This is a genomic window from Bradyrhizobium sp. WSM2793 (assembly GCF_000379585.1).
Lineage (GTDB): Bacteria > Pseudomonadota > Alphaproteobacteria > Rhizobiales > Xanthobacteraceae > Bradyrhizobium.
In genome coordinates this window covers 13,439-39,447 of sequence record NZ_KB902784.1, presented here as the reverse complement: position 1 = coordinate 39,447, position 26,009 = coordinate 13,439, and the positions used below count along the sequence as shown (strand labels likewise).

At 63.4% G+C, this 26,009-nt stretch carries 27 protein-coding genes; 13 read left to right on the top strand and 14 right to left on the bottom strand.

All coding sequences use genetic code 11. The features are described 5' to 3' along the window. Window positions 1-51: 51 nt before the first annotated feature. The 3 genes from A3AS_RS0119130 to rocF all read right to left on the bottom strand — a co-directional run bounded on the left by A3AS_RS0119130 (window position 52) and on the right by rocF (window position 2,156). Window positions 52-396 (bottom strand): DUF1236 domain-containing protein, encoded by a 345-nt coding sequence (locus tag A3AS_RS0119130; protein WP_018319180.1) that lies wholly within the window; start codon window positions 394-396, stop codon window positions 52-54. Window positions 397-535: 139 nt separating this feature from the next. Further along, entirely contained in the window at window positions 536-874 is a 339-nt protein-coding gene (locus tag A3AS_RS0119125) for a hypothetical protein (protein WP_018319179.1), read from the bottom strand. A 304-nt stretch (window positions 875-1,178) separates the two neighbouring features. After that, window positions 1,179-2,156 (bottom strand): arginase, encoded by a 978-nt coding sequence (gene rocF, locus A3AS_RS0119120; RefSeq protein ID WP_018319178.1) that lies wholly within the window; start codon window positions 2,154-2,156, stop codon window positions 1,179-1,181. Between the two features lie 261 nt (window positions 2,157-2,417). Between rocF and A3AS_RS0119115 the strand changes: the two genes are divergently transcribed. Beyond that, window positions 2,418-2,678 (top strand): hypothetical protein, encoded by a 261-nt coding sequence (locus A3AS_RS0119115; protein WP_018319177.1) that lies wholly within the window; start codon window positions 2,418-2,420, stop codon window positions 2,676-2,678. A 16-nt stretch (window positions 2,679-2,694) separates the two neighbouring features. Here A3AS_RS0119115 and A3AS_RS0119110 read toward each other — a convergent pair whose 3' ends face one another. Further along, entirely contained in the window at window positions 2,695-5,436 is a 2,742-nt protein-coding gene (locus A3AS_RS0119110; RefSeq protein WP_026202138.1) for an EAL domain-containing protein, read from the bottom strand. Window positions 5,437-5,494: 58 nt separating this feature from the next. Further along, a complete protein-coding gene (locus A3AS_RS0119105) occupies window positions 5,495-6,700 on the bottom strand; it encodes a FecR domain-containing protein (protein WP_018319175.1) in 1,206 nt (401 codons plus the stop codon). A gap of 132 nt (window positions 6,701-6,832) precedes the next feature. On the opposite strand from A3AS_RS0119105, the gene A3AS_RS0119100 reads away from it, so the two are divergent. The 3 genes from A3AS_RS0119100 (at window position 6,833) to A3AS_RS0119085 (ending at window position 10,252) form a co-directional block, all read left to right on the top strand. Further along, on the top strand, window positions 6,833-8,629 hold the full coding sequence (locus A3AS_RS0119100) for a ShlB/FhaC/HecB family hemolysin secretion/activation protein (RefSeq protein ID WP_018319174.1): 1,797 nt from the start codon (window positions 6,833-6,835) through the stop codon (window positions 8,627-8,629). Window positions 8,630-8,783: 154 nt separating this feature from the next. Continuing rightward, window positions 8,784-9,614: an alpha/beta hydrolase gene (locus A3AS_RS0119095; protein ID WP_018319173.1), complete on the top strand. Its 831-nt coding sequence runs from the start codon at window positions 8,784-8,786 to the stop codon at window positions 9,612-9,614. 320 nt (window positions 9,615-9,934) lie between these two features. Beyond that, window positions 9,935-10,252 (top strand): cytochrome c, encoded by a 318-nt coding sequence (locus A3AS_RS0119085; protein WP_018319171.1) that lies wholly within the window; start codon window positions 9,935-9,937, stop codon window positions 10,250-10,252. 225 nt (window positions 10,253-10,477) lie between these two features. Here A3AS_RS0119085 and A3AS_RS0119080 read toward each other — a convergent pair whose 3' ends face one another. Both A3AS_RS0119080 and A3AS_RS0119075 read right to left on the bottom strand, forming a co-directional pair. Further along, entirely contained in the window at window positions 10,478-10,819 is a 342-nt protein-coding gene (locus A3AS_RS0119080) for a phasin (protein WP_018319170.1), read from the bottom strand. Window positions 10,820-10,973: 154 nt separating this feature from the next. Continuing rightward, the gene (locus A3AS_RS0119075; protein ID WP_018319169.1) at window positions 10,974-11,159 is read right to left on the bottom strand and encodes a hypothetical protein; all 186 of its coding nucleotides are present in this window, start codon (window positions 11,157-11,159) and stop codon (window positions 10,974-10,976) included. A gap of 594 nt (window positions 11,160-11,753) precedes the next feature. On the opposite strand from A3AS_RS0119075, the gene A3AS_RS0119070 reads away from it, so the two are divergent. Then, window positions 11,754-12,110, top strand: coding sequence for a hypothetical protein (locus tag A3AS_RS0119070; RefSeq protein WP_018319168.1), 357 nt, complete (start codon window positions 11,754-11,756; stop codon window positions 12,108-12,110). A gap of 46 nt (window positions 12,111-12,156) precedes the next feature. On the opposite strand, the gene A3AS_RS0119065 is transcribed toward A3AS_RS0119070, so the two are convergent. Together A3AS_RS0119065 and A3AS_RS0119060 are read right to left on the bottom strand one after the other, a co-directional pair. Then, window positions 12,157-12,732: a hypothetical protein gene (locus A3AS_RS0119065; protein ID WP_018319167.1), complete on the bottom strand. Its 576-nt coding sequence runs from the start codon at window positions 12,730-12,732 to the stop codon at window positions 12,157-12,159. Between the two features lie 42 nt (window positions 12,733-12,774). Then, a complete protein-coding gene (locus tag A3AS_RS0119060; RefSeq protein WP_026202137.1) occupies window positions 12,775-13,305 on the bottom strand; it encodes a GcrA family cell cycle regulator in 531 nt (176 codons plus the stop codon). A gap of 164 nt (window positions 13,306-13,469) precedes the next feature. Between A3AS_RS0119060 and A3AS_RS0119055 the strand changes: the two genes are divergently transcribed. Further along, window positions 13,470-14,078, top strand: coding sequence for a S24 family peptidase (locus A3AS_RS0119055; protein ID WP_018319165.1), 609 nt, complete (start codon window positions 13,470-13,472; stop codon window positions 14,076-14,078). Between the two features lie 110 nt (window positions 14,079-14,188). Further along, window positions 14,189-14,464, top strand: coding sequence for a hypothetical protein (locus tag A3AS_RS0119050; protein ID WP_018319164.1), 276 nt, complete (start codon window positions 14,189-14,191; stop codon window positions 14,462-14,464). Window positions 14,465-14,478: 14 nt separating this feature from the next. On the opposite strand, the gene A3AS_RS0119045 is transcribed toward A3AS_RS0119050, so the two are convergent. Further along, the gene (locus A3AS_RS0119045) at window positions 14,479-15,453 is read right to left on the bottom strand and encodes a quinone oxidoreductase (protein WP_018319163.1); all 975 of its coding nucleotides are present in this window, start codon (window positions 15,451-15,453) and stop codon (window positions 14,479-14,481) included. A 224-nt stretch (window positions 15,454-15,677) separates the two neighbouring features. Here A3AS_RS0119045 and A3AS_RS0119040 point away from each other — a divergent pair, with 224 nt between their 5' ends. The 3 genes from A3AS_RS0119040 (at window position 15,678) to A3AS_RS0119030 (ending at window position 18,373) form a co-directional block, all read left to right on the top strand. Continuing rightward, window positions 15,678-15,878, top strand: a complete 201-nt coding sequence (locus A3AS_RS0119040; RefSeq protein WP_018319162.1) for a hypothetical protein — start codon at window positions 15,678-15,680, stop codon at window positions 15,876-15,878. A gap of 162 nt (window positions 15,879-16,040) precedes the next feature. Continuing rightward, entirely contained in the window at window positions 16,041-16,988 is a 948-nt protein-coding gene (locus A3AS_RS0119035; RefSeq protein WP_026202136.1) for a MoxR family ATPase, read from the top strand. Window positions 16,989-16,993: 5 nt separating this feature from the next. Then, window positions 16,994-18,373: a VWA domain-containing protein gene (locus A3AS_RS0119030; protein ID WP_026202135.1), complete on the top strand. Its 1,380-nt coding sequence runs from the start codon at window positions 16,994-16,996 to the stop codon at window positions 18,371-18,373. A 19-nt stretch (window positions 18,374-18,392) separates the two neighbouring features. On the opposite strand, the gene A3AS_RS0119025 is transcribed toward A3AS_RS0119030, so the two are convergent. Beyond that, window positions 18,393-18,575 (bottom strand): hypothetical protein, encoded by a 183-nt coding sequence (locus tag A3AS_RS0119025; protein ID WP_018319159.1) that lies wholly within the window; start codon window positions 18,573-18,575, stop codon window positions 18,393-18,395. 351 nt (window positions 18,576-18,926) lie between these two features. On the opposite strand from A3AS_RS0119025, the gene A3AS_RS0119020 reads away from it, so the two are divergent. Further along, window positions 18,927-19,148 (top strand): hypothetical protein, encoded by a 222-nt coding sequence (locus A3AS_RS0119020; RefSeq protein WP_018319158.1) that lies wholly within the window; start codon window positions 18,927-18,929, stop codon window positions 19,146-19,148. Window positions 19,149-19,349: 201 nt separating this feature from the next. Beyond that, window positions 19,350-20,669, top strand: a complete 1,320-nt coding sequence (locus A3AS_RS0119015) for a dicarboxylate/amino acid:cation symporter (RefSeq protein WP_018319157.1) — start codon at window positions 19,350-19,352, stop codon at window positions 20,667-20,669. Between the two features lie 11 nt (window positions 20,670-20,680). Here the strand turns inward: A3AS_RS0119015 and A3AS_RS0119010 are convergent, their stop codons facing one another. Next, a complete protein-coding gene (locus A3AS_RS0119010) occupies window positions 20,681-22,054 on the bottom strand; it encodes a hypothetical protein (protein ID WP_018319156.1) in 1,374 nt (457 codons plus the stop codon). A gap of 103 nt (window positions 22,055-22,157) precedes the next feature. Further along, window positions 22,158-23,417: an allantoate amidohydrolase gene (locus tag A3AS_RS0119005; protein ID WP_026202134.1), complete on the bottom strand. Its 1,260-nt coding sequence runs from the start codon at window positions 23,415-23,417 to the stop codon at window positions 22,158-22,160. 365 nt (window positions 23,418-23,782) lie between these two features. Between A3AS_RS0119005 and A3AS_RS0119000 the strand changes: the two genes are divergently transcribed. After that, window positions 23,783-24,268: a nucleoside deaminase gene (locus A3AS_RS0119000; RefSeq protein WP_026202133.1), complete on the top strand. Its 486-nt coding sequence runs from the start codon at window positions 23,783-23,785 to the stop codon at window positions 24,266-24,268. Window positions 24,269-24,402: 134 nt separating this feature from the next. Here the strand turns inward: A3AS_RS0119000 and A3AS_RS0118995 are convergent, their stop codons facing one another. Next, on the bottom strand, window positions 24,403-25,506 hold the full coding sequence (locus tag A3AS_RS0118995) for a hypothetical protein (protein WP_018319153.1): 1,104 nt from the start codon (window positions 25,504-25,506) through the stop codon (window positions 24,403-24,405). Window positions 25,507-26,009: the final 503 nt, after the last annotated feature.

Here is a 26,009-nt window from a genome sequence, read left to right as displayed (position 1 = left end):
GCCGGACAGGAAGGGGGCGGGCCGCCGGCTCAGCGACCCGCCACCGGGGACTTAGTCGATCTCTTGGACGACCGTGCGCGTCGACGGATCGACCAGCATCACGCGTTCGCCCGAGTAGACGTAACGGTACCTGGTGAGCGAGGGCCCCCAATCGGCGGGCACGGCCTCGAGCTCGACCTCGCGCGGCACCGGCTGGCCGACCACGATTTTCTCTCGGGTCTGCACCGGACGTACCTTGTGTTCGGTGACATAGGTACGGATCTTCGTCCGGTATTCCGGCTCGATCTGCACAGCGGCCGCATGGCCGGTGCCGGTGGTGGTGACGACCGTCGACTGCGCCAGCGCGCCGGTCGAGATCAGCGCAGCAGCCGCGCACGTCAACATCAGCTTCTTCATGGGTATCTCCTCACCGCAGGATGCGGCGCTGCGAAAACCCGCGAATTGGTGACAAGGTTCCAAGATTTTGCCACTTTTTCCCGATGCGACCTCGCAGGACCGAATTTGGCCGAACGCAATCGGGCTCGCGCCGCGTTCGCTAAGGTCGCACCGCCGGCGGCGGCGGCGCAGCGGGTTGCTGCGAAGGTGCGGCGGGCGGCTTGGGCTGCTCCGCCGGCGCAACAGAATCTCCTCCGCCGTGTGGCACACAGGTGCCTACGTTGCTCAGCAGTCTTTTCGCCTCGAGATCGCGGGCTTTCCTGTAGTCGCTACGCCGGTCGATTCTTGCTGCGGCCACACGGTCCCAGGCATCGAACGCATCGGCGTAGTGCTGTCGCATTTGCGCCTCGGCGGACAGGCAGTCACTGAACTTGTCGAATACGAGATCGGTATTGACGGGGGCGACGCCACCCACGAGGACCACAAGCATCCATTTCATGGTGTCCGCCTACGTTCGCGCCCGCGCATCGGGAACGGTGTTATGTCAGCAAAGTTCCGGCCGGGTCACCAGCCGATCTCTCTGACAAAACATACCGATGCGCCCCGAAGGAGAGAGAACTGCATGCACCATCGATATCCAATCTGCCGGAGCAGAAAAAGGCCTCAGCTCGCGGGGATATCGGGGGCGTTCGAGTTGAGGCCATACGGGGTCGCCCTTGGGGAAGGGCACCGGGAAAACTTGGCAATCGAGGGAATGTTCCGGCCCAATTTTGAAGGCGCGAGGTCCGCGGCAAGAAGCTCGATCACTCGCCTGGAGCGATCGCGTTGCTCGGCGTCGGCCGGTCGGTGATCTGCTGGCCGAACAGGCTGCCGATCAGCTCGACGGCCGTGCGCGCCGTCCGGCCACGTTCATCCAGGAACGGATTGAGCTCGACGATGTCGACCGATCCCACCACGCCGGAATCGTGCAACAGCTCCATGATCAGGTGTGCCTCGCGATAGGTCGCTCCACCCGGCACAGTGGTGCCGACGCCCGGCGCCACGCACGGATCGAGGAAATCGACATCGAAGCTGACATGCAGCACGCCGTTGTTCGCCTTGACCCGCTCGATGACGCGCCGGATCAAGACGGCGACGCCGAACTCGTCGATCTGACGCATGTCGACGACCCTGATCCGGCGCGCGCGCATCAATTCGTTCTCGAGCTTGTCGATCGAGCGCGCACCGAACAAATCGAGCCTGTCAGGAGTGATCGAAGCGCGCAGATCGTCGCCGAGCAGGCCGTCAAGGCCGGGCTCACCACACAGGAACGCGGCCGACATGCCGTGCATGTTCGCAGTGATCGTCGTTTGCGGCGTGTTGTAGTCGGCATGGGCATCGAGCCAGAGCACGAACAACTCGCGTCCCCGCTCCTGCCAATGACGCGCCATGGCATTGACCGATCCCATGGACAGCGTGTGATCGCCGCCGAGAAAGATCGGCAGCGCGCCGGTCTTCGCAATCTCATAGCCTTTGCGGCTCAGAACGCGCGTCCAGCGCTGGATCTCGCGGTAGTGATTGGCGCTTTCCGGCGGCCTGTCGGTGAGATCCCCGACTTCGGCCACGGAAAGATCGCCGTAGTCGACGACCTCGAAATCCAGACTTTCGAGCACTGTCGCAAGGCCCGCGGTGCGCAGCGCTGCGGGGCCCATCAAGGTGCCGCGCTGCGAAGCCCCCATGTCGATGGGAGCGCCGAGCAAGGCGATGTGCCGGCCTCGATCCGTCATGGTCCGATCGGTCACGGCTGTCTCCTGACATCAGCAAGCCACCGCCAGCCTAACAGAGATTCGCACCCGTCGTTTCCCGGGGAAGATCCGCCGTGGTCGTCCTGTCGTCCGGAACAAAATCCCGCGCGCTGAATTGCCCATCCAAGGCCGGCACCCGCCGTAAACCACGGCGCCTGTCGCGGATAGCCAAAGGTCATCAAGACCCGCTGTTCAGAACGAGCGCTCGCGCGGATAGCCAAAGGTGCCGGCCCATCGTCAGGTCTGGAGGTCGCGCACTTGAGCACGGAGATACCGCAATCCACCTCGCAACCCGGCATGGCCGAACGTGCCATCGATACCGCGGCGGACGTCTCCCGCACGGTGGGTGAAGTCGCCGGAGGCCTGCACGCAGCGGTCGATCGTCTCACCTCTGCAATCGAGCAAGCACGAAAGCCCGGCGGGGCGCTCGCGACGGTCGCAGCGATCACGCGCGAGGCGCCGCTTGCGAGCCTGTTCGTCGCTTTCCTCTTCGGGGTCGCGGTCGCGCGGCGGCGATAGAACGAAGCCGCCCTGCTCAGGCAGCGCTGACCGCGTCGAGCTCGGCCGCCAGGAATTGCTTTTCAAACGCCTCGGCCGGCATCGGGCGGCCGAAGAAATAGCCCTGCCCTTCCGCGCATCCCATGCTGACCAGGAAGTCGGCCGTCGCGCGGTTCTCGATGCCTTCAGCCACGACCGTGAGGCCGAGCTGTTTGCTGAGGCCGATGGTCGAGCCGACGATCGCGGCATCGTCGGAATCGGCGAGCAGATCGAGCACGAACGAGCGGTCGATCTTGAGTCCGTCGAGCGGAAACTTCTTCAGATAGCTGAGACTCGCATAACCGGTACCGAAATCGTCGAACAGGACGCGCACCCCGAGCTCCTGAATTCGCTTGAACATGTCGAGCACGCGGCGTTCGTCATGGATCAGGATGTCTTCGGTCACCTCGATTTCGAGCAGTGACGGGGTAAGCCCCGTCGCTTCGAGCAACGCCGCGACCGAATGCGCGAGATCGCCGGAGTGAAGCTGCGAGGGCGACAGGTTGATCGCGACGCGCACGCCGTTGCCGGACAGCTCCCAGGCGCGCGCCTGACGGCAGGCGGTCTCCATCACCCAGTTCGCGATCCGCTCTGACAGTGCGGAAGTGTTGACCACCGGCATGAACTCTCCGGGCGAGACGTAGCCGCGCACGGGATGCCGCCAACGGATGAGCGCTTCGGCCCCGACAAGGCTGCCGTCGATCAGACGGACCTGGGGCTGGTAGAACAGCTCAAACTCGCCGCGATCCGCAGCAAGCGCCAACGCGCTCTCCAGCGTCAGCCGGTTCTCCAGCTCCTGCCTGATCGCAGCCTCAAAGATCACATGGCTGCCGCGCCGCGTCATCTTGGCCTTGCTCAACGCCAGATGAGCATTGCTGAGAAGTTCGTCGGCACCCTGTCCGCCTTCGCCATAGACCGCGACGCCGATGCTGATCCTGACACGATGCTGGCGCGTACCCGTCGCGAGCGGCGTTTCGAATGCACGCGCGATCCGCTCGGCGAACTTCGCGACCGGCTCACCGCCATCCGCGGCTTCGCGCGCAATGGCGAATTCATCTCCGCCGAGCCGGGCGACGATCGCCCCATCTCCGGCCCGGCCCTCCAGGCGAATGGCGACCGCCTGCAGCACCAGATCTCCCGCCGAATGCCCCAGCGTGTCGTTGATGCCCTGGAAGCCGTCGAGCCCGATGACGAGCAACGCGACTTCGCGAGGCCGTCGCTCCGCATCCGCGACCATGCCGGCCAGGCCGGCATGCAGCGTGTTGCGATTGGCAAGGCCGGTCAGTGCGTCATGTTCGGCGAGATATTTGACGCGTTCGGCTTCGCGCTTGCGGACCGAGATGTCGCGCAGGATCGCGCCGTACTGAAAACCCTCCGTTCCCTGCCAGCCCGAGAAGCTCGCCTCGACAGCGAAGGTTTCACCATTCTTGCGCCGGCCCTCGAACTCGACGACGACCGCTCCGCCCGGAACCAGCAGCGCCTGGCGCGCGGCGTCATGCATGGACGGCCTTGCATGACCGTCCGCCGGCACGGCGCACAGCGTTTCGAATGGACGGCCGATCATCTCCGCCGGCGCGTAGCCGAAGATCGCGCTGGCGCCGGGATTCCAGACCGTGATCCGGTGATCCTCGTCGGTGCAGACGAGACCGTCACCGAGCGACATCGCGATGCGATGAAAGCGGCTCTCGGCGATGCGCCCCAAGAGACTACGGAAATCGATTTCGTCCAACGCAATCGCAGCCAGATAGGCGACGATCGCGATGTGAAATAGCGATGTGTCGATGACGAAGGGCCATCTTGCCTGCACGAGGGCCGCGACCAGCTCGATAGCAGCCCCGGAGGCGATCAGGACTGCGACGCGAATTCCTGGTGCGAAGCGGCGCCACGAATACATCATCAGCAGGCAGATCAGACCCAGGCCCAGGATCATGCCGATATCGGATGTCCAGTGCAGCATCCGGCTCTGGAGGATCGATTCTGCCGCAAGCGCCTGCAGGACCGGCCCCGAGACGAGCTTGCTGTTGGGAACGCTGAACCGGTCGCCGAGCTCGAGCGCGGTGGCGCCGACGATGATCTTCTTGCCTCTCACCTTGTCGAGAGCCGCAGTATCGCCGCGCAGCACGTCGGCATAGGAGATGCTCGGAATGGAGGCCGCACGAATGCTGAAGTCGATCAAGAAGGGCGGCCGCCGGTTGGCGTCCTGCCCGGCCAGCACCACGGCCATCGACGGCATCAAGGCATCGCCGAGCTTCTCGCCGAACGGATAGCGGCGAACGAGTCCGTCGGATTCGACAGCGACGTTGACGACGGCCGGCCACGACTGGTTGCTGAACGGCTTCAGGGGACGATTGACGTGGGCCGCGCCACCATTCGGCGTCGGCTGCTTGAAGGATGGCAGGATCGTCGAGCCGCCGGCCTCGCGAAGGGCGTGGACGAAGGCCTCGTCGGAAGCCGGATCCGAGGGTGTGCTGAAATCGACGTCGAACGCGATGTCCCCCGCGCGCGCCGCCTCGAGCCTGCGCAACAGCTCGGCGTGGAGCCGGCGCGGCCACGGCCACACCCCGATCTGATCGATGGACGGTGCGTCGATGGCCACCACGACGACATTGCCGCTGGCCGCACGCGATTGCCAGCTGAACCGCAGATCGGTGAGCGCGTTGCGAAGCGCACCATGCCATCCCGTGGACAGCACGATCGCAAGCGCGATCACGACGAGAATATGCGGCCGATAGCGTTTCAATCCACCCTCCTGCGCACCCGCTTCTGCAGGTACGCCCCTCATCCCCTAGGAAATCGCTTTAATGTCTGTTGTGGCCACGGCCATTGCTGCCGTTGCCGGCGCCATTCCCATTGCCGTTACCGTCGTTGCCCCAGCCATTGCCGGTGGCGCCGCTGTTGCCGTTGCCGGCGCCATTGCCGTTGTTGCCATTGCCGGAATTGCCGTTGCTGCCGGCGTTTCCGTTGTTGGCGGCAGCTGCCGCTATCGCGGCGCCTGGGTTCGACGAGCTGCTGCCAGCCGTTGCGGCACCGCTTGTCGTCGCCGCAGTCTGGACGGCGCTGTTGGACGCTGCCGTGCTGGTCTTGCTGTCGCTCCAGACCGTCTCGGCACCCGTGCTGGCGTTGGCGTTGCGCACCTGTCCGGGTGCCACTGCGCCGTGGGCGAGCCCGTTCGTGACCTTGTGGACATTGAGTTTGACCTCGCCGAGCGAGCTCGAGATGCGCACGACGCCGGCCTTGGAAACATGAGCTTCAGCCGCCTGATGCGATGCCTTCGGCGCGCCAGCCGCCTTGGTCCCCTTGTCGATCGGACCGAGCGCATGGATCGCATGGCCGCTCTCGGCATTGCGCGGCGCCGACAGGCCCGATTTCGGGACGGGGACACGCTCGATCGTCGAGGCGCGCGGCTTGCCATGCTCGATAGGATTGAACGTCCCCGCGCCGCTCAAGCTGAGACCGGGCTTGCCGTGCTCAAACACGGTGGCCGCTTGTCCCGGCATGACCTGGGCAATCTGTCCCGTCTTGAAGTCGGAGACTTCGACCTGGCCGCGAAGCACGCCGACCTTGGTGCTATCAGCTCCCACGGTGACGCTGAACTGCGTTCCCTTGACCACGGCGGCGAGATAGGGCGTCTCGACCTCGAAATGCTTGACGTTGCGCTTCTCGACCTCGAGCAGGATCGATCCCGCCCGCTGGATGATGGTGGTCGTGAGCCCTTCCTTCTTCTCCGACGGCAAGCCGACCACGGAGTTGGGAGAGATCAGAATGGTTTCCTCGCCGCGGACGAGCAGCACCCGGCCGTTGCGTCCGGTGCGGATGGTATTGCCAGGCTTGAGCGTCTCTTCCCGGTTCAGCGACACCGGTTGCGCGCCCTCGGTCGCGATCCACACCTCACCGGTGGCCTTGCTGACCGACCAGACGCCATCCTCCGCGGCGAACGCACCGGAAGCCGTTCCAAGGGTCAGCGCCGCCACGAAGGCACACCGCATTCCAATTCTGCCAAGCATGACGATCCTCAGTCCGCATTACGCGCGGGCCCTGAGGGGTAATCCGAAATCACTCAAGAGAGGCTTAGCGGGAAGCGGCCAGTGCAGTGGCAGCATTAACCAATCATTGACCATAAAAAACTATGAAAAATCATGCGGATAACGAACCCTTACCGCCCCATCGCAAAGTCTCCGTCAAACTACGGAGGCAGATTTGCGACGTGCGTCGAGCAGCGGCATCTCATTACCGCATTGGCAGTGCTGGTACCGATCTTTGCGGGAATTTCCCAGGGGTTCGCACAACAGGCGAACCAGCCCGGTTTCGATCCGCGCCAGCCCGAGAAATATTTCGATAACCAAAGCGAGCGGGAATCGCTGAGCCGGCCTCCGGTCCAGCTTCCGAGCGTCGGACAGCCGAACACCGGCGGGGATACGAAGCCGCAATTCGTGCTGCGCGGCGTCAATGTCAGCGGCGCCCAGGCCGTCTCCCAAGATCGCATCGCCGCGGTCTATCAGCCTTATCTCGGCAAAAAGGTTTCGCAGGCGGATCTCGCCGCGATCGCCGGCGCGATCAGCGATCTTTACCGCGCCGACGGCTTCCATCTGAGCCGGGCCATCGTCCCGCCGCAGGACATTGCCGGCGGCCGCGTCCGGATCCAGGTGATCGAAGGCGCCATCGTGCAGGCGGAGCTGAAAGGCGACGGCGCCGAGCAATTCGGCGTAAGGCCGATGCTCGGACCGGTTCTGGCCGAGCAGCCGTCGCGCCTCCCCACCCTCGAACGTCAGCTCTTCCTCATCAACGGCAGGCCGGGCGTCCGGATCACCGATACTGCGCTGGAGGAGATCGGTGGCGCGACCGGCCACTTCCGTCTCACAGTCTATTTGAAGACCTGGCACGTCTTCTCCTCGTTCGGCCTGGACAATCTCGGATCATCCTCGGTCGGCCCGTGGCAGACCTACGCGACCGGCGCGTTCAACTCCTACCTCACGCCCGGCGACACGCTGGCGGTCAACCTGTCGACCATTGCCAACGACCCACGCCAGCTCGGCTTTGCGCGGCTGTCCTATGACGCGCCCGTCGGCGTCGACGGCGTGCGCCTCGGCGCTTCCGTCCTGTACAGCGCGGCTCGGCCGGGCGATGCCCGCCGCCTCGACAGCGACATCACCACGACCGAGGCGTTCGAGGTGCGGGCCAGCATCGTCCCGCTCCAGTCGCAATCCTCCACGCTCACGCTGACCGCGGCGACGACGTTCAGCAACGTGTCCGAGCACGACCTCTACGGCCCCTGGTACAATGACCATATCAGGACCGCGAGCCTGACCGCCGACTACCGGCTGCAGGATCGCTTCGGCGGCACCAATCTTGCGACGCTGACCTACCGCCAGGGCCTCGACATCTTCGGCGCCTCGCATTTCGACGACGACCTGTTGTCGCGCGACGGCGCATCCTCGAACTTTTCGGTGCTGAACCTCTGGTTCACGCGCTACCAGACGCTCAATGATGCCTGGTCGCTCAAGCTCTCGGCAGCGAGCCAGACGGCATCGCGGCCGCTGTTCACCTCGCAGCAATTCTATCTCGGCGGTGCGGCCTTCGGCAGGGGCTATGGCGCAGCCGAGATCAGCGGCGACAACGGTCTTGCCGGCTCGCTCGAACTGCGCTTCGACCAGAAGCTCAACTTCCGCTACTGGACCGGCTATCAGCTCTATGCCTTTGGCGACGCTGGCGCAGTCTGGAACGACGGTTACCGCCTGAGCGACGGCCTGTCGCTCACCTCGGCCGGCGCCGGTGTGCGCTTCTTCCTGCCGGACGATCTCCAGGCCGATCTCGGCGTGGCCGTGCCCCTGAGCTACCGGGCGCCGGACAACGAGCGCCGCAGCCCGCGCTTCCTGTTGACCCTATCGAGCGCGTTCCGGCTCTGCCCCGAACGCGGCAAGTCTGGCTGTCTCTAGCCGCCCGGTCTTTCGCGCGGTAAGCCGGCGTGCAGCCCTTTTTGCGGCCTTGCTCACAGACTTGCCTAAATTTAATCCCGTAACCTGCTCACGGTCGCTCGATCCGGGAGTTCCCAATGACCATGTTCAGCCAAACGTGATTTGAGACGAGATCATGACGAGGGTGTTTGCAATCCTGGCGTTTCTCTGTGTCCTCGGCGTTGGGGAATATTTTGTCGTCAGCCGGTTCGCGATCCGCCATGAGACTTTGACCCTGTACGACGCCGCGCGGCAGCGGCCGATCTCGGTCGAGTTGGCGGTGCGGCGCGATTACGAGACCAAGGCCAATCTCGGCCTCTGGAAACTCCCGCTCGCCATCATCAGCAACGGCAACACCGTCAAGGCCACCGAATATTCCTTCCTCGCCAACGTGCTCGCCGCGCGCGGCTATCTGGTTGCCAGCATCCAGCAGGATCTGCCGAGCGATCCGCCGTTGATGACCCATGTCGGTGAGCAATATGTCGGCCGGCGCGAGGTCTATATCCGCTGCGAAGCCAACATTCTTTTCGTGCTGGACAAGCTGAAAAAGCAGCAGGAGAACGTCGATTACGACCACGTCACCCTCGTCGGCCATTCCAACGGCGGCGATGTCTCCATGTATGTGGCCCATCAGCATCCGGAGCTGGTGTCGAAGGTGATCACGCTCGACAATCTGCGGGTGCCTTTCGTGCTCAGCGATGGCATGAAGATCCTGTCGTTCCGGTCGAAGGACCCGCATTTCGTGACCGATCCAGGCGTGCTGCCGACGCCGGAAGAAGCCAAGGCGCGCGGTATCGACATCGTTCACACCGGCGCGCAGCACACGGAAATGAGCGATCGCGGTCCCAACGCGGTCAAGGAGAAGATCCAGGAAACGCTCGACCGCTTCCTGCGTGACAGCGCCAGCAGCGCGCTCGCGCCGGCTGATACGAAAACCCCGATGATCATGAACCCGGGCGACTATTAGCCGGGAACGCTTTGCGACAGATCAAGGCGGCTCCGAGGCGCCGGGGTAAAAGGGCGATATGGCCTCGGAGAGACACGTGTCGCACTATATCGAAAGTCTTGATGCGAAAGGTCTCGATACGAGAAGTCTCGGTACGAGAAGTCTCGTTACGAAAGATCTTGGCCTGCCCGCGGCGAGGATGCCGGCTTTCGTACGGCATTTCTATCGTTCGGTCCGCAAGCTGCTGCGGTCGATCATCGCCCGCATTGATCTCTCGCAATTTCCGGGATCGTGCTGCGGATAAGCATGGTGGCCGCCAATCAATGTATGAAGGTTGCCCTATGCACCAGCATTTAAGACGAATTTGCCTGCTGCTTGCCGTGACCTCGAGCTTCGGCGCGTCGTCCGCTTTCGCGGCCGACGCCGGTCATGGTGCCGACCTCGCCAAGCGCTGGTGCGCAAGCTGCCATGTCGTCGCGAACGGCCAGACCCAGGCGAGCGCCGACGTCCCCTCCTTTATCTCCGTCGCGCGCAGGCCGGACTTCAGTCCGGAGAGGCTCGCCTTCTTCCTGCTTGATCCGCACCCGAAGATGCCGAATTTTCCCCTGAGCCGGACCGAAGCCGGCGACATCGCGGCCTACATCGCATCGCTGCGCTAAAGCGTCATCCGGAAAAGTGCGCACGGTTTTCCGAAAAGATCATGCTTGAACAGCGCGATGGCGATACATGGTGATCGCATCGCGCTTTGGTCGCGCGCCGGGCACGACGCTGCCGCAAATGCAAATCCCTGCCGGAGGACCGGCAAGGATCAGCAGAAGCGATGACGGACGACGAATGTGGTCGTTCGGTGGCCTGTCATCGACCTATGGTGCGCACTCAGAGAATCAGGACTTCCCCTTGCCCGATTGCATGAGACTGCCGGTCATCTGGCGCATGTGATCTCCGGCGCTGGTGAACTGGCTGCGCAGGAAATCGGACTGGATTCGCATCGCTTCCTGAAGGTCGGTGGCATGAACCAGCTTGCGCGCATGCTCGAAGGCCGACTTCATGTTCTGCTCAGTGAAAACCAGCGCCTGCTTCGACACCTCCGTCCCCGGTCCTGGAACGGACGACATCGATTTGGTGGCGGCGTCGAAAAACATGCCGAATGCTTTCTCCGCCTGATCAATTGTCTTCTCGGCCAGGTCGCGCAGTTCGGCCGGAACTTCGAGCTTCGGTTCGATCATGGTCGCACTCCTCCCGTTTTCCCAATTGAATACCACACTTGCCGGATCGCCTTCCAGCGGCCAGCCGCGTGGAAACGTCGCCGGCAGTCCGGCTCCGGCGGGAAAACGAACGGGAAAATGAAAGAGACGGCGTAAGGCCGGCGCGTGGCCGGGCTCAGGACAAGGGGTGCTCGGGCAGAACCTCTTCGGTGGCGAGGTCTTCGACCAGCTTGATGACCTCGAAACGCTGTCGTGGCGCGAGCTTCAGGAACGCGCGGAGCAGGCGCAGGCTTTCGACCGTACCGCTCGCGGGCGCGCCGAGCTTGAGGTGCAGTTCAGCCGCGAAATTGAAGTTTTTCATCTCGCACCTATGACAAGCATCGGCTTCGTGACCCGCTCAAGAACCGAACGCCATAACAAGACGCCATAACAGGACCTATGGCGACGAACTCTCGGCCGGGTGGGCCCCGGCAGTTGGCACGCCGAACGACATGTCCAAACGACTAGCTCAACCGATTGGTTGCAATTATGTCAAGAAACAACCCGTCCGGCAAGCCCAACAGTAGCTATAGCGGTGCTTCGTCTGCATCGCACCACGGCAATTCCGGATAACAGGTATATCGACCGCAGTCACCCACCTGCGTCAAGAAGCGTCATCAATCACACACACAGCCTTGATCGCCATCAATCGGCATAACGTTTCCGCTTGTTTCCGAGATGACGGACATTCGGCTGCGAATGAGTTTCTCAGCGCCTACACGTAATTGTTGAGTGCGGCCTCGGCGGTTGTATTAACGGCGAAATAACGATCGATCTCGCAAGCCGGATATGTTTCCGCGTGAACCGTTGTCCATGAACGAACGACCAAGCCGTTGCGACACGGCCACGCAGACAACGGGCGCCATGGCTGAAAACTCTTCGATTCGGGCGCGCCTCAGCACCAAAGGACGACGGCATGCTTTCTCGCTGCGATCTCATCAAGGGCGCCGCGGTCGCGCTTTTCACCCTCTCGATACAAGGCGCATGGGCGCAGGAGACCAAGATGAACCTGTTCAAGATCGTCACCGTCAAGGACGAAATCGTGGTCGGGTTGTCGGCGGAGGAGCTTCAGGCGCTCGGCGGCAATGATGCGAGCGCGGTTGCGCACGCGCTGGCGCAGAAGGGCGATCTCACGGTCTGGCAATATAACGTGCATCGCGGCCCGAACGGCGAATTGCAGCAGGCACCGACCGCCAGGATCGGGCTTTTGGCGAACGCCTCGCTCCGCGTCGAGCCCTATACGACACCCTACCAGATCGTACCGCATCCGTGAGCGGCAGACCGGCACGCCCGCGGCCAAAACCGCGGGCATGCCATGGTCATCTGCGCCGCCCTGCCTGCTGTTTCCCCGTTTCCGTCGCAAAGCCGTAAATCAGTGCCAGCCGGTCCAGGCACTCGCGAAAGCGTCGCGCGAAATAGTCGTTCCAGCGCTGCGTACGGACGGCGCGACGCTGCCCGATCTGATCCATGGTCAGGCCCAGCACCAGCACGTCGTGCACCAGCGCAGCGCCGTCGGTCCCGAGTTCGCGCTCGACCTGGTTCAGCCGCAGCACCGCCTGGCGCTGGCTCTCGGTCACCGGCTCGCGCGTGCGCGCGCCATCGACATATTCGCGGGTCGGGTCCATCGCCTGAGGGCCCCGCTCCGCTTTCTCCCAATCGTTCTGGAAGGCGCGCCCGCCGAGATATTGCGCCTCGTCGATCTGGTGGTGTGCGTGCAGCCGTCCCAGCGGATCGCCGCGGATCGACCGGATCGCCACGATCTTCTCACCGGCATCGAGCGCCAGCGGATTGTCGACCTCGACCTCCGCCACTTCGGCATTGAACGGCACGTCGCGGGACCGCCGGTCGTAGATCTGCGCCAATTTGTAGGACTTGTTGCGTCGTGCACGAGCCACTTGGATACTCCTTGCGAAATTGACGATGGAACGGGTGAGAGTTCAGGCCGCGAAGACCAGCTTCAGCACGACCGGACCGGGGACACGGGCGGACGCCGCCTTGGAGCGACGCGTCAGGCCCGCATGCGGCGCGCAATAGCTGGAGCCCGGCTGGCGCGGATGGCCGCAGAAGCCGATCTCCTCCCCGTCCTTGTCGCCGCCATAGGGGTAGCGGCAGTCGGCCGGATCGAGGTCCACCAGTTGGATCAGGCGCGGCTGAACGCCGACGCAGCGCAGCTTCACCTGCACCGCAGGCTTCACTGCGGACTTCGGCGGCACGCTCAGATTCGGTAGCACCGCGCGGCGCGGCGAAACCGGAGCTTCACCGGGCAAATATGGCGCGACCGATGGGCTCACGATCCATTCCGGTATGACGAGCCCGAGCCGCTTGGCGCGGCCGATCACCGCATTGCGCGTGTAAGCCGTTCCAAACCTTGCGTTAATCTGTCTTCCGATCTCCGCATAAGACATGCCTTTGAGAAAATAGTCGCGAAGCGCGTCGGAATGCTCCGACGGCCAATGGCCCGGTTCCATGCTGCTGTCCTGTGATGCGCCTCCTCCGACCGCACGACCGGGGGCGAAACGGACATTCCGGTATTCCGAAGCCAAAGTCAAGCGATAATTCTGATATTCATAATTGCAATAATTCCGAATTTCGGATTAGAAGAGCGAGACGATGGGTAATCGAGGGAATCACCATGTTGGACGTTGCAATGATCGAGCGGGGCCTGGAGAAGACGGGCAAGAGCAAGGGCGGCCTCGCGGCGGCCATGGGCGTGCGACCCGGCGCGGTCTCGGAGATCCTCGGCGGCGAACGCCTGGTGAAGGCCTCGGAGATCATTCCGATCATGGAATATCTCGAGCTCAATCTCGCGCCGATCATGGGCCGCGTCGGTGCCGGCGCCGTGATCGAGCCGGATTACGAGCAGGTCCCCCCGGAGGGTCTCGGCGACATCGCGCTGCCCTTCCCGATCATGGAAGAGACTGTCGCCTTCGAGATCGTGGGTGATTCGATGCTGCCCAAATACGAGAGCGGCGACGTGATCGTGGTCTACAAGGATCAGCGCCATCCGCTGTCGAGTTTCTACGGCGAAGAGGCCGTCGTCCGGCTCAAGACCGGCGAACGCTATCTGAAAACGATCGAGCGGGGGAAAAGCCCGTCCCTCGTCAATCTCACCAGCTTCAACGCCAAGCCGATCGTCGGCGTGAAGCTCGATTGGGTGGGTGAGATCTGCCTTTCCATGCCCAAGGGCCAGCTCGAGCGGCTGCGCGCCAAGTCGGCGCGCCCCCGCAAGAAGGGCAAGTAAGGCCTCGCACGGCCGGCGATTTCGCTTTTTCGAAATCGCCCTTGACTTGATTCTGTTTTTCGGAAATAATCTGCCGCGCGCCCGCAATGGGGCGCGGCAGAGTCGTTTTGATGCAATATTTCGTCGTGATGATCGACTACGGACGGCGAGGCCGCGAGGCGGTCGTCGACCCCGAAATCACGAGGCGTGAGGTCATCTCCCGCATCGCCTCGGGCGAATACCGGAATGTCTCGTTCATCCACGAGATCGCCGGGAGTTCGGTCGAAGACGTCACCGAGGCGATCCTGACCGAGGCCACCCTGCCCCGGATCCCGCCCGAAGACGTCGACCTCCAGGCAATTCGCCTCGATCACGCCCACGATCTGCGCAAGCATGAACGGACGTGACGCGGGCCCGGACCTTACACCAGAAGAACGGTCGATCCCGTGGTCTTGCGTGCGGCGAGATCGGCATGCGCCTTGGCGGCGTCCTTCAACGGATAGGTCTGGTGCACCTCGATCTTGACCGCACCGGACTTGACGACGTCGAACAACTCGCCGGCCATCGCCACGAGGTTCTCGCGCTTGGCGGCGTAGGTGAACAGAGTCGGCCGGGTGACGTAGAGCGAGCCTTTCTGGGCCAGGAGGCCGAGATTGAGCGGCTCGACCGCACCGGAGGATTGGCCGAACAGCGCGGCGACGCCGAGCGGGGCGAGGCAATCCAGCGATTTCAGGAACGTGTCCTTGCCGACGGAGTCATAAACCACGGCGACCTTCTTGCCGCCCGTGATCTCGTCGACCCGCTTCACGAAATCCTCGCGGGTGTAGATGATGACGTGGTCGCAACCATGCGCCTTGGCAAGCTTGGCCTTCTCGTCGTTGCTGACGGTGCCGATCACGGTCGCGCCGAGGTGCTTGGCCCACTGGCCCAGGATCAGACCGACGCCGCCGGCCGCGGCATGCAGCAGGATGGTATCGCCGGCCTTCACCCGATAGGTCTGCCGGATCAGATATTGCGTGGTGAGGCCCTTCAGCATCATCGCCGCCGCGGTCTTGTCGTCGACCCCGTCGGGCAGCTTCAGCAAGCGGTCCGCGGGGATCAGCCGCGCCTCGGAATAGGCGCCGAGCGGCGAGGCGCCATAAGCGACACGATCGCCCGGCTTCAGATCGGTGACACCGGGCCCGACCTCCTCGACGATTCCGGCCGCCTCGCTGCCAAGCCCGCTCGGCAGTTGCGCCGGATACAAGCCGGAGCGGTTGTAGATGTCGACGAAATTGAGGCCGACGGCGGTGTGGCGGATGCGCGCTTCCCCCGGCCCGGGCTTTCCGACGCTGACCTCCTCCCAGACCAGGACTTCCGGACCGCCGGTCTTGTGAAAACGAATGGCATGCGTCATGGGCGTTGCTCCCTTATCGTTGGTTGAGGGCCGAAAAAACCGGATTGGCCGCAGAAATAGGCATTCGGTCCGCCCGTTACAGTACAGACACGTAACAAGAATGTCACAGCGCGCGAGAAACGTCCGCCGTTCCATCTCCGTTCGAAAGAGTTGATGATGCGCCTGGAGCGGCCGGCAGTAGCTTCTGCGCGGGGTTTGGTTGTCGCCTGCGAAGGAGAGCCGAGATGCCAGCTTATGTACAGCATCATCAGGACATCGAGATCGCGCCTGTGAATTGCCCGACGTGCATGGGGTTCCTGCCGATGTATGTGCGCGAGGTCGAACCGCATTGGAGCCTCGCCAAGATCGACTTTGTCTATGAATGCGCCGATTGCGGCGCCGAGGTCAGACAGACGATCCGCAAGCCGGAGCTGCTGCGGCACTGATCGCGCGAACGGCGAGCCGGCAAATATCCGCGCCGACACGTATTTGCGTCGAGCGGAAAAAGCGCCGTCCGTGCGGGTCTGATGCCTCCCAAACGAGGCTTGTTCTTTGCCGGGAACGCAGGCAGAACAAGCCTCAAGCAAGACCTTTGGGAGCGCCCTTTCGTGGCTGATCAGAAGGCCTCGACCTCGATCGAGGCAGTGGAGAGCGGCCTCGCCGCGCAGGGCTACATCGCGAGCCGGCAGATCGCGACCGCCGTCTATTTGTCGCAGCAGATCGAGAAGCCGATCCTGGTCGAGGGCCCTGCGGGCGTCGGCAAGACCGAGCTTGCCAAGGCGATCGCCGCCTGGCGCGGCATGAAGATGATCCGCCTGCAATGCTACGAGGGTCTCGACGAGGCCAAGGCGCTCTACGAGTGGAAATACGCCAAGCAGCTTCTCTATACGCAGATCCTCAAGGACAAGCTCGGCGAGGTCCTCGGCGGCGCCCAGACGCTGCATGCCGCGCTCGACCAACTGCACGATTTCGGCGACGTGTTCTTCTCCAAGGAATTCGTCGAGCCGCGCCCCCTGCTGCAGGCGCTGGAACAGCCCGGCGGCTGCGTGCTCCTGATCGACGAGATCGACAAGTCGGACGCGGAATTCGAATCGCTGCTGCTGGAGATCCTGTCCGATTTCCAGGTCACGATCCCCGAGCTCGGCACCGTCTCGGCGATCACACCGCCGACGGTGATCCTCACCTCCAACAGCGAGCGTGACCTCGGCGATGCCCTCAAGCGGCGCTGCCTGCATCTGCATATCGGCTTCCCCGAGCAGCGGCTCGAGGAGCGTATCGTCGAAAGCCGGGTGCCCGGCATCGCGCAGGCGCTGCGCCGGCAGATGGTCGGCTTTATCCACGAAATCCGCTCGCTCGATCTGAAGAAGCTGCCCTCGGTCAGCGAGACCATCGACTGGGCGCGCGTGCTGGTGCTGCTCCAGGCCACGGAACTCGACACCGAGATCGTCAAGGACACGCTCAACGTGCTCCTGAAATACGAAGCCGACATCGAGGCCGCATCGCCGCAGGTGACGACCTTCATTGCCAAGGCGGCCCGGTCCAACGTCTTCGGTTGACGCCGATGCGCGAGAACCTCCATCGTTTCTTTCGGGCAGCACGCGGCGTCGGCGTTCACGTCTCGCCTGCCGAAAGCATCGATGCAATGCGTGCGGTCGCACAGGTCGGCATCTCCGACCGCGCCGTCCTGCGCGATGCGCTGCTGCTGACGCTCGCCAAATCGCAGGACGAGAAGCTCGCGCTCGGCGACTGCTTTGATCTGTTCTTCAGCCAGCCGGAGCCGCGACAGGATCAGACCGAAGCCAACAGCGAGGAGAGCGCCTCGCAGGACGTAGATCAGTCGCCCTCCTCCAGCTCGGCCAGCGAGGCGGGTGAAGGTCAGCCTCCTGAGAGTCTGGGTCCGCTGGCGCAGATGCTGCTGTCGCAGGACCGCAATGCGATCGCAGCCGCCATCGCCGGCGCGTCCGGCGCCGCCTCCCTGTCGGACATCCGCTATTCCACCCAGCGCGGGATCTTTTCCAGCCGCATCCTCGACGCCATGGGCCTCCAGCGCCTGCGCGATGATCTCGACGCGCTGACTGCGAGCAACCCGGCACTGGCCGAACGTCTGCGCGCCGCGCTCGACGCCTTGCGCGAAGCCGTGCGCGACACCGTCTCGCAGGGGCTTGCGCTCTACGCCCGCGAGGAGGCCGAGAATCTCCGCAACGAGATCCTGCGCAACGCGCCGCTCGCCCGCATCGAGCGGCGCCAGGTCGCGGAGATGCGCGCCCTCATCCGCCAGATCGCGCGGCGTCTGCGCGAGCGCTACTCGAAACCCCGCAAGCGCCAGCGCCGCGGTCATCTCGACGTCCGCCGCACACTCCGCCGCAACGCGGCGTGGGGCGGCGTGCCCTTCCTCACCGCATGGAAGCGCAAGCATCGTGACCGGCCGAAGATCGTGGCACTATGCGACGTCTCCGGCTCGGTCGCGCAAGTCTCCGATTTCTTCCTGCTGCTGATCCACTCGCTGCACGAGGTGGTCGACGACGTCCGCTCCTTCGCCTTCTCCTCGCACATGATCGAGGTCAGCGAGATCCTGGAAAAGAAATCGCCGGAAGAGGCGATGGCCGAGATCATGTCCAAGGTCGGCTTCGGCTCGTCCGATTACGGCTCTTCGCTGGTCGATTTCGAAAAGGACTTCATGAGCACGCTGACGCCGCAAACCACGGTGATCGTGCTCGGCGATGCCCGCAGCAACAATCTCGATCCGCGTGCCGACATCCTGCGCCGCATCTCCGAACGCTCGAAGCGGCTGGTCTGGCTCAATCCCGAAGGACGGCTCGCCTGGGGCTTTGGTGATTCCGAGATGCCGCGCTATGCGACCTTCTGTACGGTCGTGCGCCAATGCGCCACCGCGCAGCAGCTCGAGCGCGCGGTGTCAGATATCGTGGCGGCTTATCAGTAGGTTTTGCCCGCGGCTAACGTCAGCTCCGCGCAAGCTCGGCCTGGCCGATATTACACTCCCGGAAGTGATAGGCAATTTCGTCGAGCGCGCGCTGCTCCCATTCCTCGGCTTGCGCGAGCCAAAAAACCCGGCGATTGAAATCGAGCGCGGCACGCTCCCGGCACAGGGATTCCTGACTGCGAATTTCGACAAGCCTGTTCATGCACTCCACTCCTGCAGCGTGAAGTCATTCCCCGGGAATCACCGTAACAGAGTCCTCAACCTTTCGCCTCACGATTTCTGTGCATATTGCGACGCAGAATGGGACAGCAGCGTTTCCCGTGCGTCGCGGCAACTTGCAGTGCAACATCAATCCAAAATCATCAATATGTGATCGAAGCTCGGGACGATATTCGCGGTCGAACGATCTTTACTCTTGTGGCGCAATGAAGTGCGGCAATTCGTGAAGAGAGGTTCTAAACTGCGCACCGAATTCCCGACTCATTGTCGTCGCATGGTCTTCATGCAGCGCCGCTAACAGAGGCGCGCGAATGGTACTATCGCTTGAGGCAACATGAGCAACGACGTCGACTTCGATCTTTCGCCGGACCAGTGGGAAGCTCTGCGCACACTTCGCAACCCCGTGTCGGGCGGTCGCCTCTCCAAGGCCTATCTTATCGAAAGTCTGGTCAAGTTCGGCCTCGTTGTCGTCAATGACGGCGTACCCGTGATGACGCCCACCGGACGCAAGGCGCTCGTGCGCGGATCATGCCGGCTGCTGGATCTTGCGGCATGACGATGCCTTTCGTTTCGGCGAAGGCATAACGGCTGACCGCAGGTCCCGCGCTCCCGACACAGCGCACGACCCAAGAAGCGTTGCGTCGCCCCCGCGATATCAGAGCGATGTCCAGCGTCGCTTTCCGGACCCCCGCGACAATCTGGCACGGTTGTTGCTCCTGTTTGACGTCCACGTCGCGTCAAACCGGGGGAATCCACCATGTCGACCATCACCGCGGCACCCGCCGCCGAGCCGAAGCCGCTCTACACCTCGCTGTTCGTCCAGGTCCTGGCCGCGCTGGTGCTTGGCGTCATCCTGGGCATGGCCGTCCCGGATTTCGCGATCGGGCTCAAGATCCTCAGCGACGCCTTCCTGAAGCTGATCTCGATGATCGTGGCGCCGATCGTGTTCTGCGTCGTCGTGCACGGCATTGCCGGCGCCGGCGACCTCAAGAAGGTCGGCCGGGTCGGCGTCAAGGCGCTGGTCTATTTCGAGATCATGACGACCGTTGCACTCGTCGTCGGCCTGTTGCTCGCTTATCTCTTCGGCCCCGGCCACGGCATGAACATCGATCCCTCGACGCTGGATGCCAAGGCGCTCAACACCTACGCCGACAACGCCCACAAGCTGTCAGGCGGCGGCATCGGCGCCTTTCTGATGAACGTGATCCCGACCACCTCCTTCGATGCGCTGTCGCGCAACGACGTGCTCCAGGTGCTGTTCTTCGCGGTCCTGTTCGGCGTCGGCCTCGCGCTCGTCGGCGGCGAGAAGGGTAAGCTCGTCACCAGCATGATCGATGCGGCTTCCACCGTGCTGTTCCGCGTCATGGGGCTGATCGTCCGCGTTGCCCCGCTCGGCGTGCTCGGCGCGGTCGCCTACACCGTCGGCAAATACGGCGTCGGCTCGCTGAAGCAGCTCGTGTCGCTGGTGATGCTGTTCTACGTCTCGGTCGGCATCTTCGTGCTGGGCGTGCTCGGCGGCGTGATGGCGCTCGCCGGACTCAACATCCTCAAATTCCTCGCCTACCTGCGCGAAGAGCTGACCATCGTGCTCGCGACCGCCTCCTCCGATGCCGTGCTGCCGCAGATCATGAAGAAGCTGGAGCGGATGGGCGTGAAGGATTCCGTGGTCGGTCTCGTGATCCCGACCGGTTATTCCTTCAACCTCGACGCCTTCTCGATCTATCTGACGCTGGCCGTCGTCTTCATCGCGCAGGCGACCAACACGCCGCTGTCCTTCGGCGATCTCCTGCTGGTTCTCGGCGTCTCCCTGATCACCTCGAAGGGCGCGCATGGCGTGCCGGGTTCGGCCATCGTGATCCTGGCCGCGACGCTCAATGCGGTGCCGAGCATTCCTGCAATCGGCCTCGTGCTGGTGTTGTCGGTCGACTGGTTCATCGGCATGGCCCGCGCACTCGGCAACCTCGTCGGCAATTGCGTGGCGACCGTCGTGGTCGCGGCCTGGGAAGGCGATCTCGATCGCACCAAGGCGGCCAAGGTGCTGGAGGGCGGCGAGCTGGTGGACGTGACGGCGGGATAGCGCCCTACGGATCAGTCATTCCATTGGAGGAGCGGCGTTCCATACGCTCTCCTCCAGACCGACAGGAAGCGCGGAAACCAGGAATGGGCCACGGCGCCCTTGTAGGCCCAGGTGCGATACTTCAGCCCCTGTTCCGAGATCAGCTCTTGATATCCGCCGTGTACTTCGGTCGCGGTGCGAATGTCCTTCAATATGCCTTGCGCGCAGGCCCGGTAGCGATCACCGCCGGTGACCTCGTCGTAATCGAGCATCCGGTCCGCGAACTCGACGTTGAACGTCGGCCAGGATGAGCGCCCCTGATAGGCGGGGGCCGCAATCTTGTGGATGATCTTGTTCCGCGGATTATCCGCTGACACCAGGAAGTGGAACGTAGAGGGTATGCGGAAGCGCGGCTCCGCAATGATCAGATCCGCCGTGGCCGCGAACAGTGCACGTTCGCCGGCATCGGTCATGTCCCAAAAGCCGCGATGCACGCCGACGAAGTCCAGCGCAACCGAGGACACCGGCGGGCCCTTCGGACCATCCAGGGAATGCCTGATGTAGCCGTCTTTGCCGAACAGATGGAGCAGGTCTTTCTTGTACTGCGCGAGGCCGCGTCCAAGCAGCCGCTTTAGCTCGCTCTCGTCGACGATGCCGAGCTGCACGCTCCACACGAAGGTCGTGTAGACGCAAGCATTGGTGACAAAGCGCCTGCGTTCCGCACGGGTATCCGTTGCAGCGGAGCGAGGGCCGCGGGCATCACACAACAAATACCTGGTGCCGTCATCGTCGAACGGCTCGAGCTCGCTTGCGAGCTGGAGGATCGCACGCTTCAGGTCGCCGCCATATTCTGCCAGCAGCAGGCGGCCGGCATGCGCGCATTGCGACATCGCCAGATAGGACGGAGCCCTCTGATCGGCCGAGATCATCTGCTGCAGGCCGGCCAGAATGCCGAGCAGCGTATCCGAGGGCCGCGAGAAATAGTTTACGCCGAGGTACCGACCGCGCCCCGCCGGGACGATGGTCGTCGTGACGACGTCGGCGCGAACCGCCTCCAGCAACAGACGGATGCTCTTGTCGAGCAGCCGGGCCCGCCGCACTGCGTCCTGCGCATCCATGATGGTCTCGGGGTCGAGAACATCAGGGTAGAACCAGGCGAAGTCACGGGGATAATAGGCGGATGCGTGCGGCGCGCCCGTGACGAGGAAGGCCTCGGTGACCGAAAACGCGCTGTCCATCGAGTGCCGGTAAAGGTCCTCGATGGCCGACAACGAATGGTGCGACTTCCTCAGGAATCGATCACCGAGAAAATTGACCGCCTGGAGGGCGTTGGCGAAAAAGGTCGCGGCCACGCCTTGGTAAAATCGGTTTCCGTGATCTGAGGGCAACGAGATATCGCTATTCATATGTGGCTAAGGTCACTCCGATGGTGCGGCCACCATCCGAAGCATGGCTGATTCGTATTTCGTCCAGATGACGTGTGTCGGCTTCCGGCGGGGCTTCTTCAGCCTAGCCTTCCCGCGGCCTGAAATTCTCGATCACCCGCAGCAGCACCCGCGCACCGGCGTCGGCGTCGGCGAGCTCCACATGCTCGTCCGGGTGGTGGCTGATGCCGCCGCGGCAGCGGACGAAGATCATGCCGACATCGGCGATGTCGATCATGGCCATGCCGTCATGCCCCGCTCCGCTCGGCAGCTCGAACACGGAGAACCCCTCAGCTCCGATCGCCCGCGCGATCTGCTCCTTGAGCCACGGCGCGCAAGGCGCGGTGCGGTTCTCGTGGGTGACGTCGAGCTGAAGGGCCAGGTGCCGGCGCTTGGCGATCGCCTCGATCTGGCGGACGATATCGGCGACCGCGCGCTTGCGGTGCATATCGGTCGGCGCGCGCATGTCGATGGTGAACGACACCTCGCCCGGAATGACGTTGGTCGCCCCGGGCCTCGCCTGGATGTAGCCGACGGTGCCGACCAGACCACTCTCGTCGGTGCGGCAAAACTGCTCGATCGCGCCGATGCACTCGGCCGCACCCGTGAGCGCATCGCGGCGCAGCGCCATCGGCACGGTACCGGCGTGCCCCGCCATGCCGGTCAGCCGCGCGGCAAGCCGCGTGGCACCGGCAATCGCGGTGACGACACCGACAGGCAGGTCCTGCGCTTCCAGCACCGGCCCCTGCTCGATGTGCAATTCGAGATAGGCAAGCAGCTCGCGCCGTGTCCGCTCGGCTGCTCCGATATGATCGGGATCGAGGCCGAACTGTACGAGCGCATCGCGCATCGACACGCCATCGCGGTCGCGCACATTCAACACACTCTCGTCGAAGGTGCCGGCCACCGCACGGCTGCCGAGCAAGGTCGAAGCGAAGCGCACGCCCTCCTCATCGGCAAAGCCGACGATCTCGATCGCGAACGGCAGGCGCTTGCCACGGCGATTGAGATCGGCAACGCAGGCGATGGCCGTGATCACCCCCAACGGCCCGTCCCATTTGCCGGCATCGCGTACGGTGTCGTAGTGCGACCCGAGCATCAGGCAGGGCGCGCCGGGCCGCTCGCCTTCGTAGCGGCCGCAGACATTGCCGATCGCGTCAAGGCGCGCGCTCATGCCGGCCCCGCGCATCCAGCTCAGGAGGAGGTCCGCTGCCTTGCGCAACTCCTTGGTGAGATAGATGCGGGTGAGGTTGTCGCCTGCTTCCGAGATCGCAGCCAGATCGTTGATCCGACGCACGATCTCTTCGCCGAGCGATGCATTTTGAACGGCGTTGGCGGCACCCATCTCGACGAGCTTTCTCTTCTCTGGACCGCGGCAGCGGCTGTCCTGGCGACCATCGGTACACGTTCGGCGGCAAATCACGCACCGGCGCCCGTCCCAACCGCCGCGTGGTTAGCATGAATGCGCGTACGCGGCAGGCTGCGTCGCGCCGGTCATGCACAGGCGCGGCAACCATTCACCCAATATCAGGACCCGAACCGCCCGTATAATCAATATTTTCAATCGCTTATCCGGAATATACCGTCAATAAGCCGGGGGCGGCTGGTGGAGAATGTTCCACGGCGAATTCGTGTATGAAGGACGAACCGGCGAAGCCGGTCTCGCCGCGATCGGTCGGCGCATGGCGGGGCACTGACCGCGGAGGATTGATGGCCGGCACATCGAAGCGTGACGAGCAGTTGCTGCGTTTGTCCTTCGCGGTCGCCCGCCGCTCCCTCACCCATGGCAACCACCCGTTCGGCTGCATCGTCGTCGATGCGGACGGCAAGGTGCTGATCGAGACCGAGAACGGCTACATGCCGGATCATGACGGCACCGCGCATGCCGAACGTCTCGCGGCCACCCAGGCCTGCCGCACACTCAGCCGCGAGGTGCTGGCGACAGCGACGCTCTATTCCTCGGCAGAGCCCTGCGCGATGTGCGCCGGCGCGATCTACTGGGCCGGCATCGGCCGCGTCGTCTATGGGCTCAGCGAGCATCGCCTGCGCGGCGTCACCGGCAACCATCCTGACAACCCGACCCTCGACCTGCCGTGCCGCGAGGTCTTTGCCAGCGGCCAGCGGCCAACCGAGGTCGTTGGTCCGCTGCTCGAGGACGAAGCCGAAGCGCTGCACGACGGCGTGTGGACGAAGTAGGCGTTACCACAAGTTCGGATCTGTAGGGTGGGCAAAGGCGCCCTTGCGCCATGCCCACCATCGGATTGCTACGGCAGCAGAGGTCGTGGGCACGCTTCGCTTTGCCCACCCTACGGCTGCCACGTGTCAATCAGTCAGAACTTCACGGTGATACCGGAGTAGAGCGAGGATTCGGTGCACGACCCCGTGCTCACCGTCCGGCCACCGACCGCCGCGGTACAGCCGACGGCAAGGTTGTGATCGAGACCGAACTTGTTCTGCCAGTAGCGGTAAGCCACCCAGACGTCCACGAAGTGCGAATATTTGTCACCCCAGGCGGCCTTCGAGGCATCGAAGGTCAGCCGGATCGGCTCCGAATTCAACTCGACCGCCGTGTTGTAGACGCCGTTCGCGGGGCTGTAGGGAAGCGGCTGGGTGTCGGTACCCTTCTTGCCGTACCAGCCGGCGCGACCGCTGATCGAGAAATACTGCATGTTCGGCGGGAGGAAGCCGAGATCCATGTAGTAATTGACCTCGACCGCCCAGGTCGGCTTGAACGAGGTGTTGCCGTCTGCAAGACAGGTCACGCCGGGAACGCCCGCACCGAACAGTCCGCACTGGCTGAATGAGTTGTGATTGGCGAACTCCCAGTACACCAACGGCGCGACGTTGATGTAACCCTTGTAAGGCAGATCGAACGCAAACTGCAGACCGCCGACGACGTCGCGCTTGGCCGCGCCGAAATACCGGTTTTCCGTGTTGGCATCCATGCCAACCTCGAACGAGATGTTGTGAAGCGGCCCCGCGGTGAAGGCCTTGGTGTCGAAGAGCTCATTCCAGCCGAACGTCGAGCGGAACAGTCCGTAGATCTCCGTTGCACCGGCGCACGTTGCCGGCGCGCCGAAGATCGTGCCCGCGTTGGTGCAGGGCGCAGACGGGTCATTGTGGTCGGACTTGAACATCGAGATGGTGAAGAAGTTCGTGCCGTATGCCCAGAGATCGAAATGCGTGAACGAGTAAACCTGCTTGGTGGTCTTGCTGTCGATCGATCCATCCGGCCGGAACGACCATGCACCGGGCTGCGAGGCGTTGAAGATGTAGGAGAAGGTGACGCGGTTATCGATCACCAGGAAGAACGGGAGATCCGCCGCCTTCTTGGCAGCCTTGACCGGCAGATCCGCCGCGAAAGCCAGGCCACCGGTGGCCAGCGTGGCAAGTGACAGCGCCGTTGCTGCAATTGCCCTGAAACGAAACGACATCCTGAATACCCCCAAGTTTGGACACGTCAATGAACGCCCTTGGGTGCGAGACTTGCGCCGATCTCCCGGAGGGAGAAGCCTCAACTTTTTTCAAGGCGTGCCGCTTGTTTTGGCAAGGGGCGGCGTTTCTTCGTGGGATTTAGGAGGTTTTCTTGCAGCGGGCATGCGGCCCGCATGGCCGACTATTGCCGGACATTCCCGTTTGATTTCGCTCTTCTTTCATGTCGAGCGGATGTGGGGGGACGGACGGTCAGGGGCCAATGTTGCGTCGATCCGCAATGCATAAGTGCGATGGCGCAACTTTGCTCACTGCGACGTCAAGGCTGCATAGCGGGTTCCGATTTGCCATGAACCGTCACAAATCTGCAACAGGCGCCCGCGGAAGCCGCGCCCGTAAGGCAATGTGCGGGCGCCTGAACACGGGGCTTCGTCCCGGCGAGAGCCGGCGCGCTGCCACAAGCTGCCTGCCAAAGCGTTGAGCAAGGGATGACGCATTTTCCCAC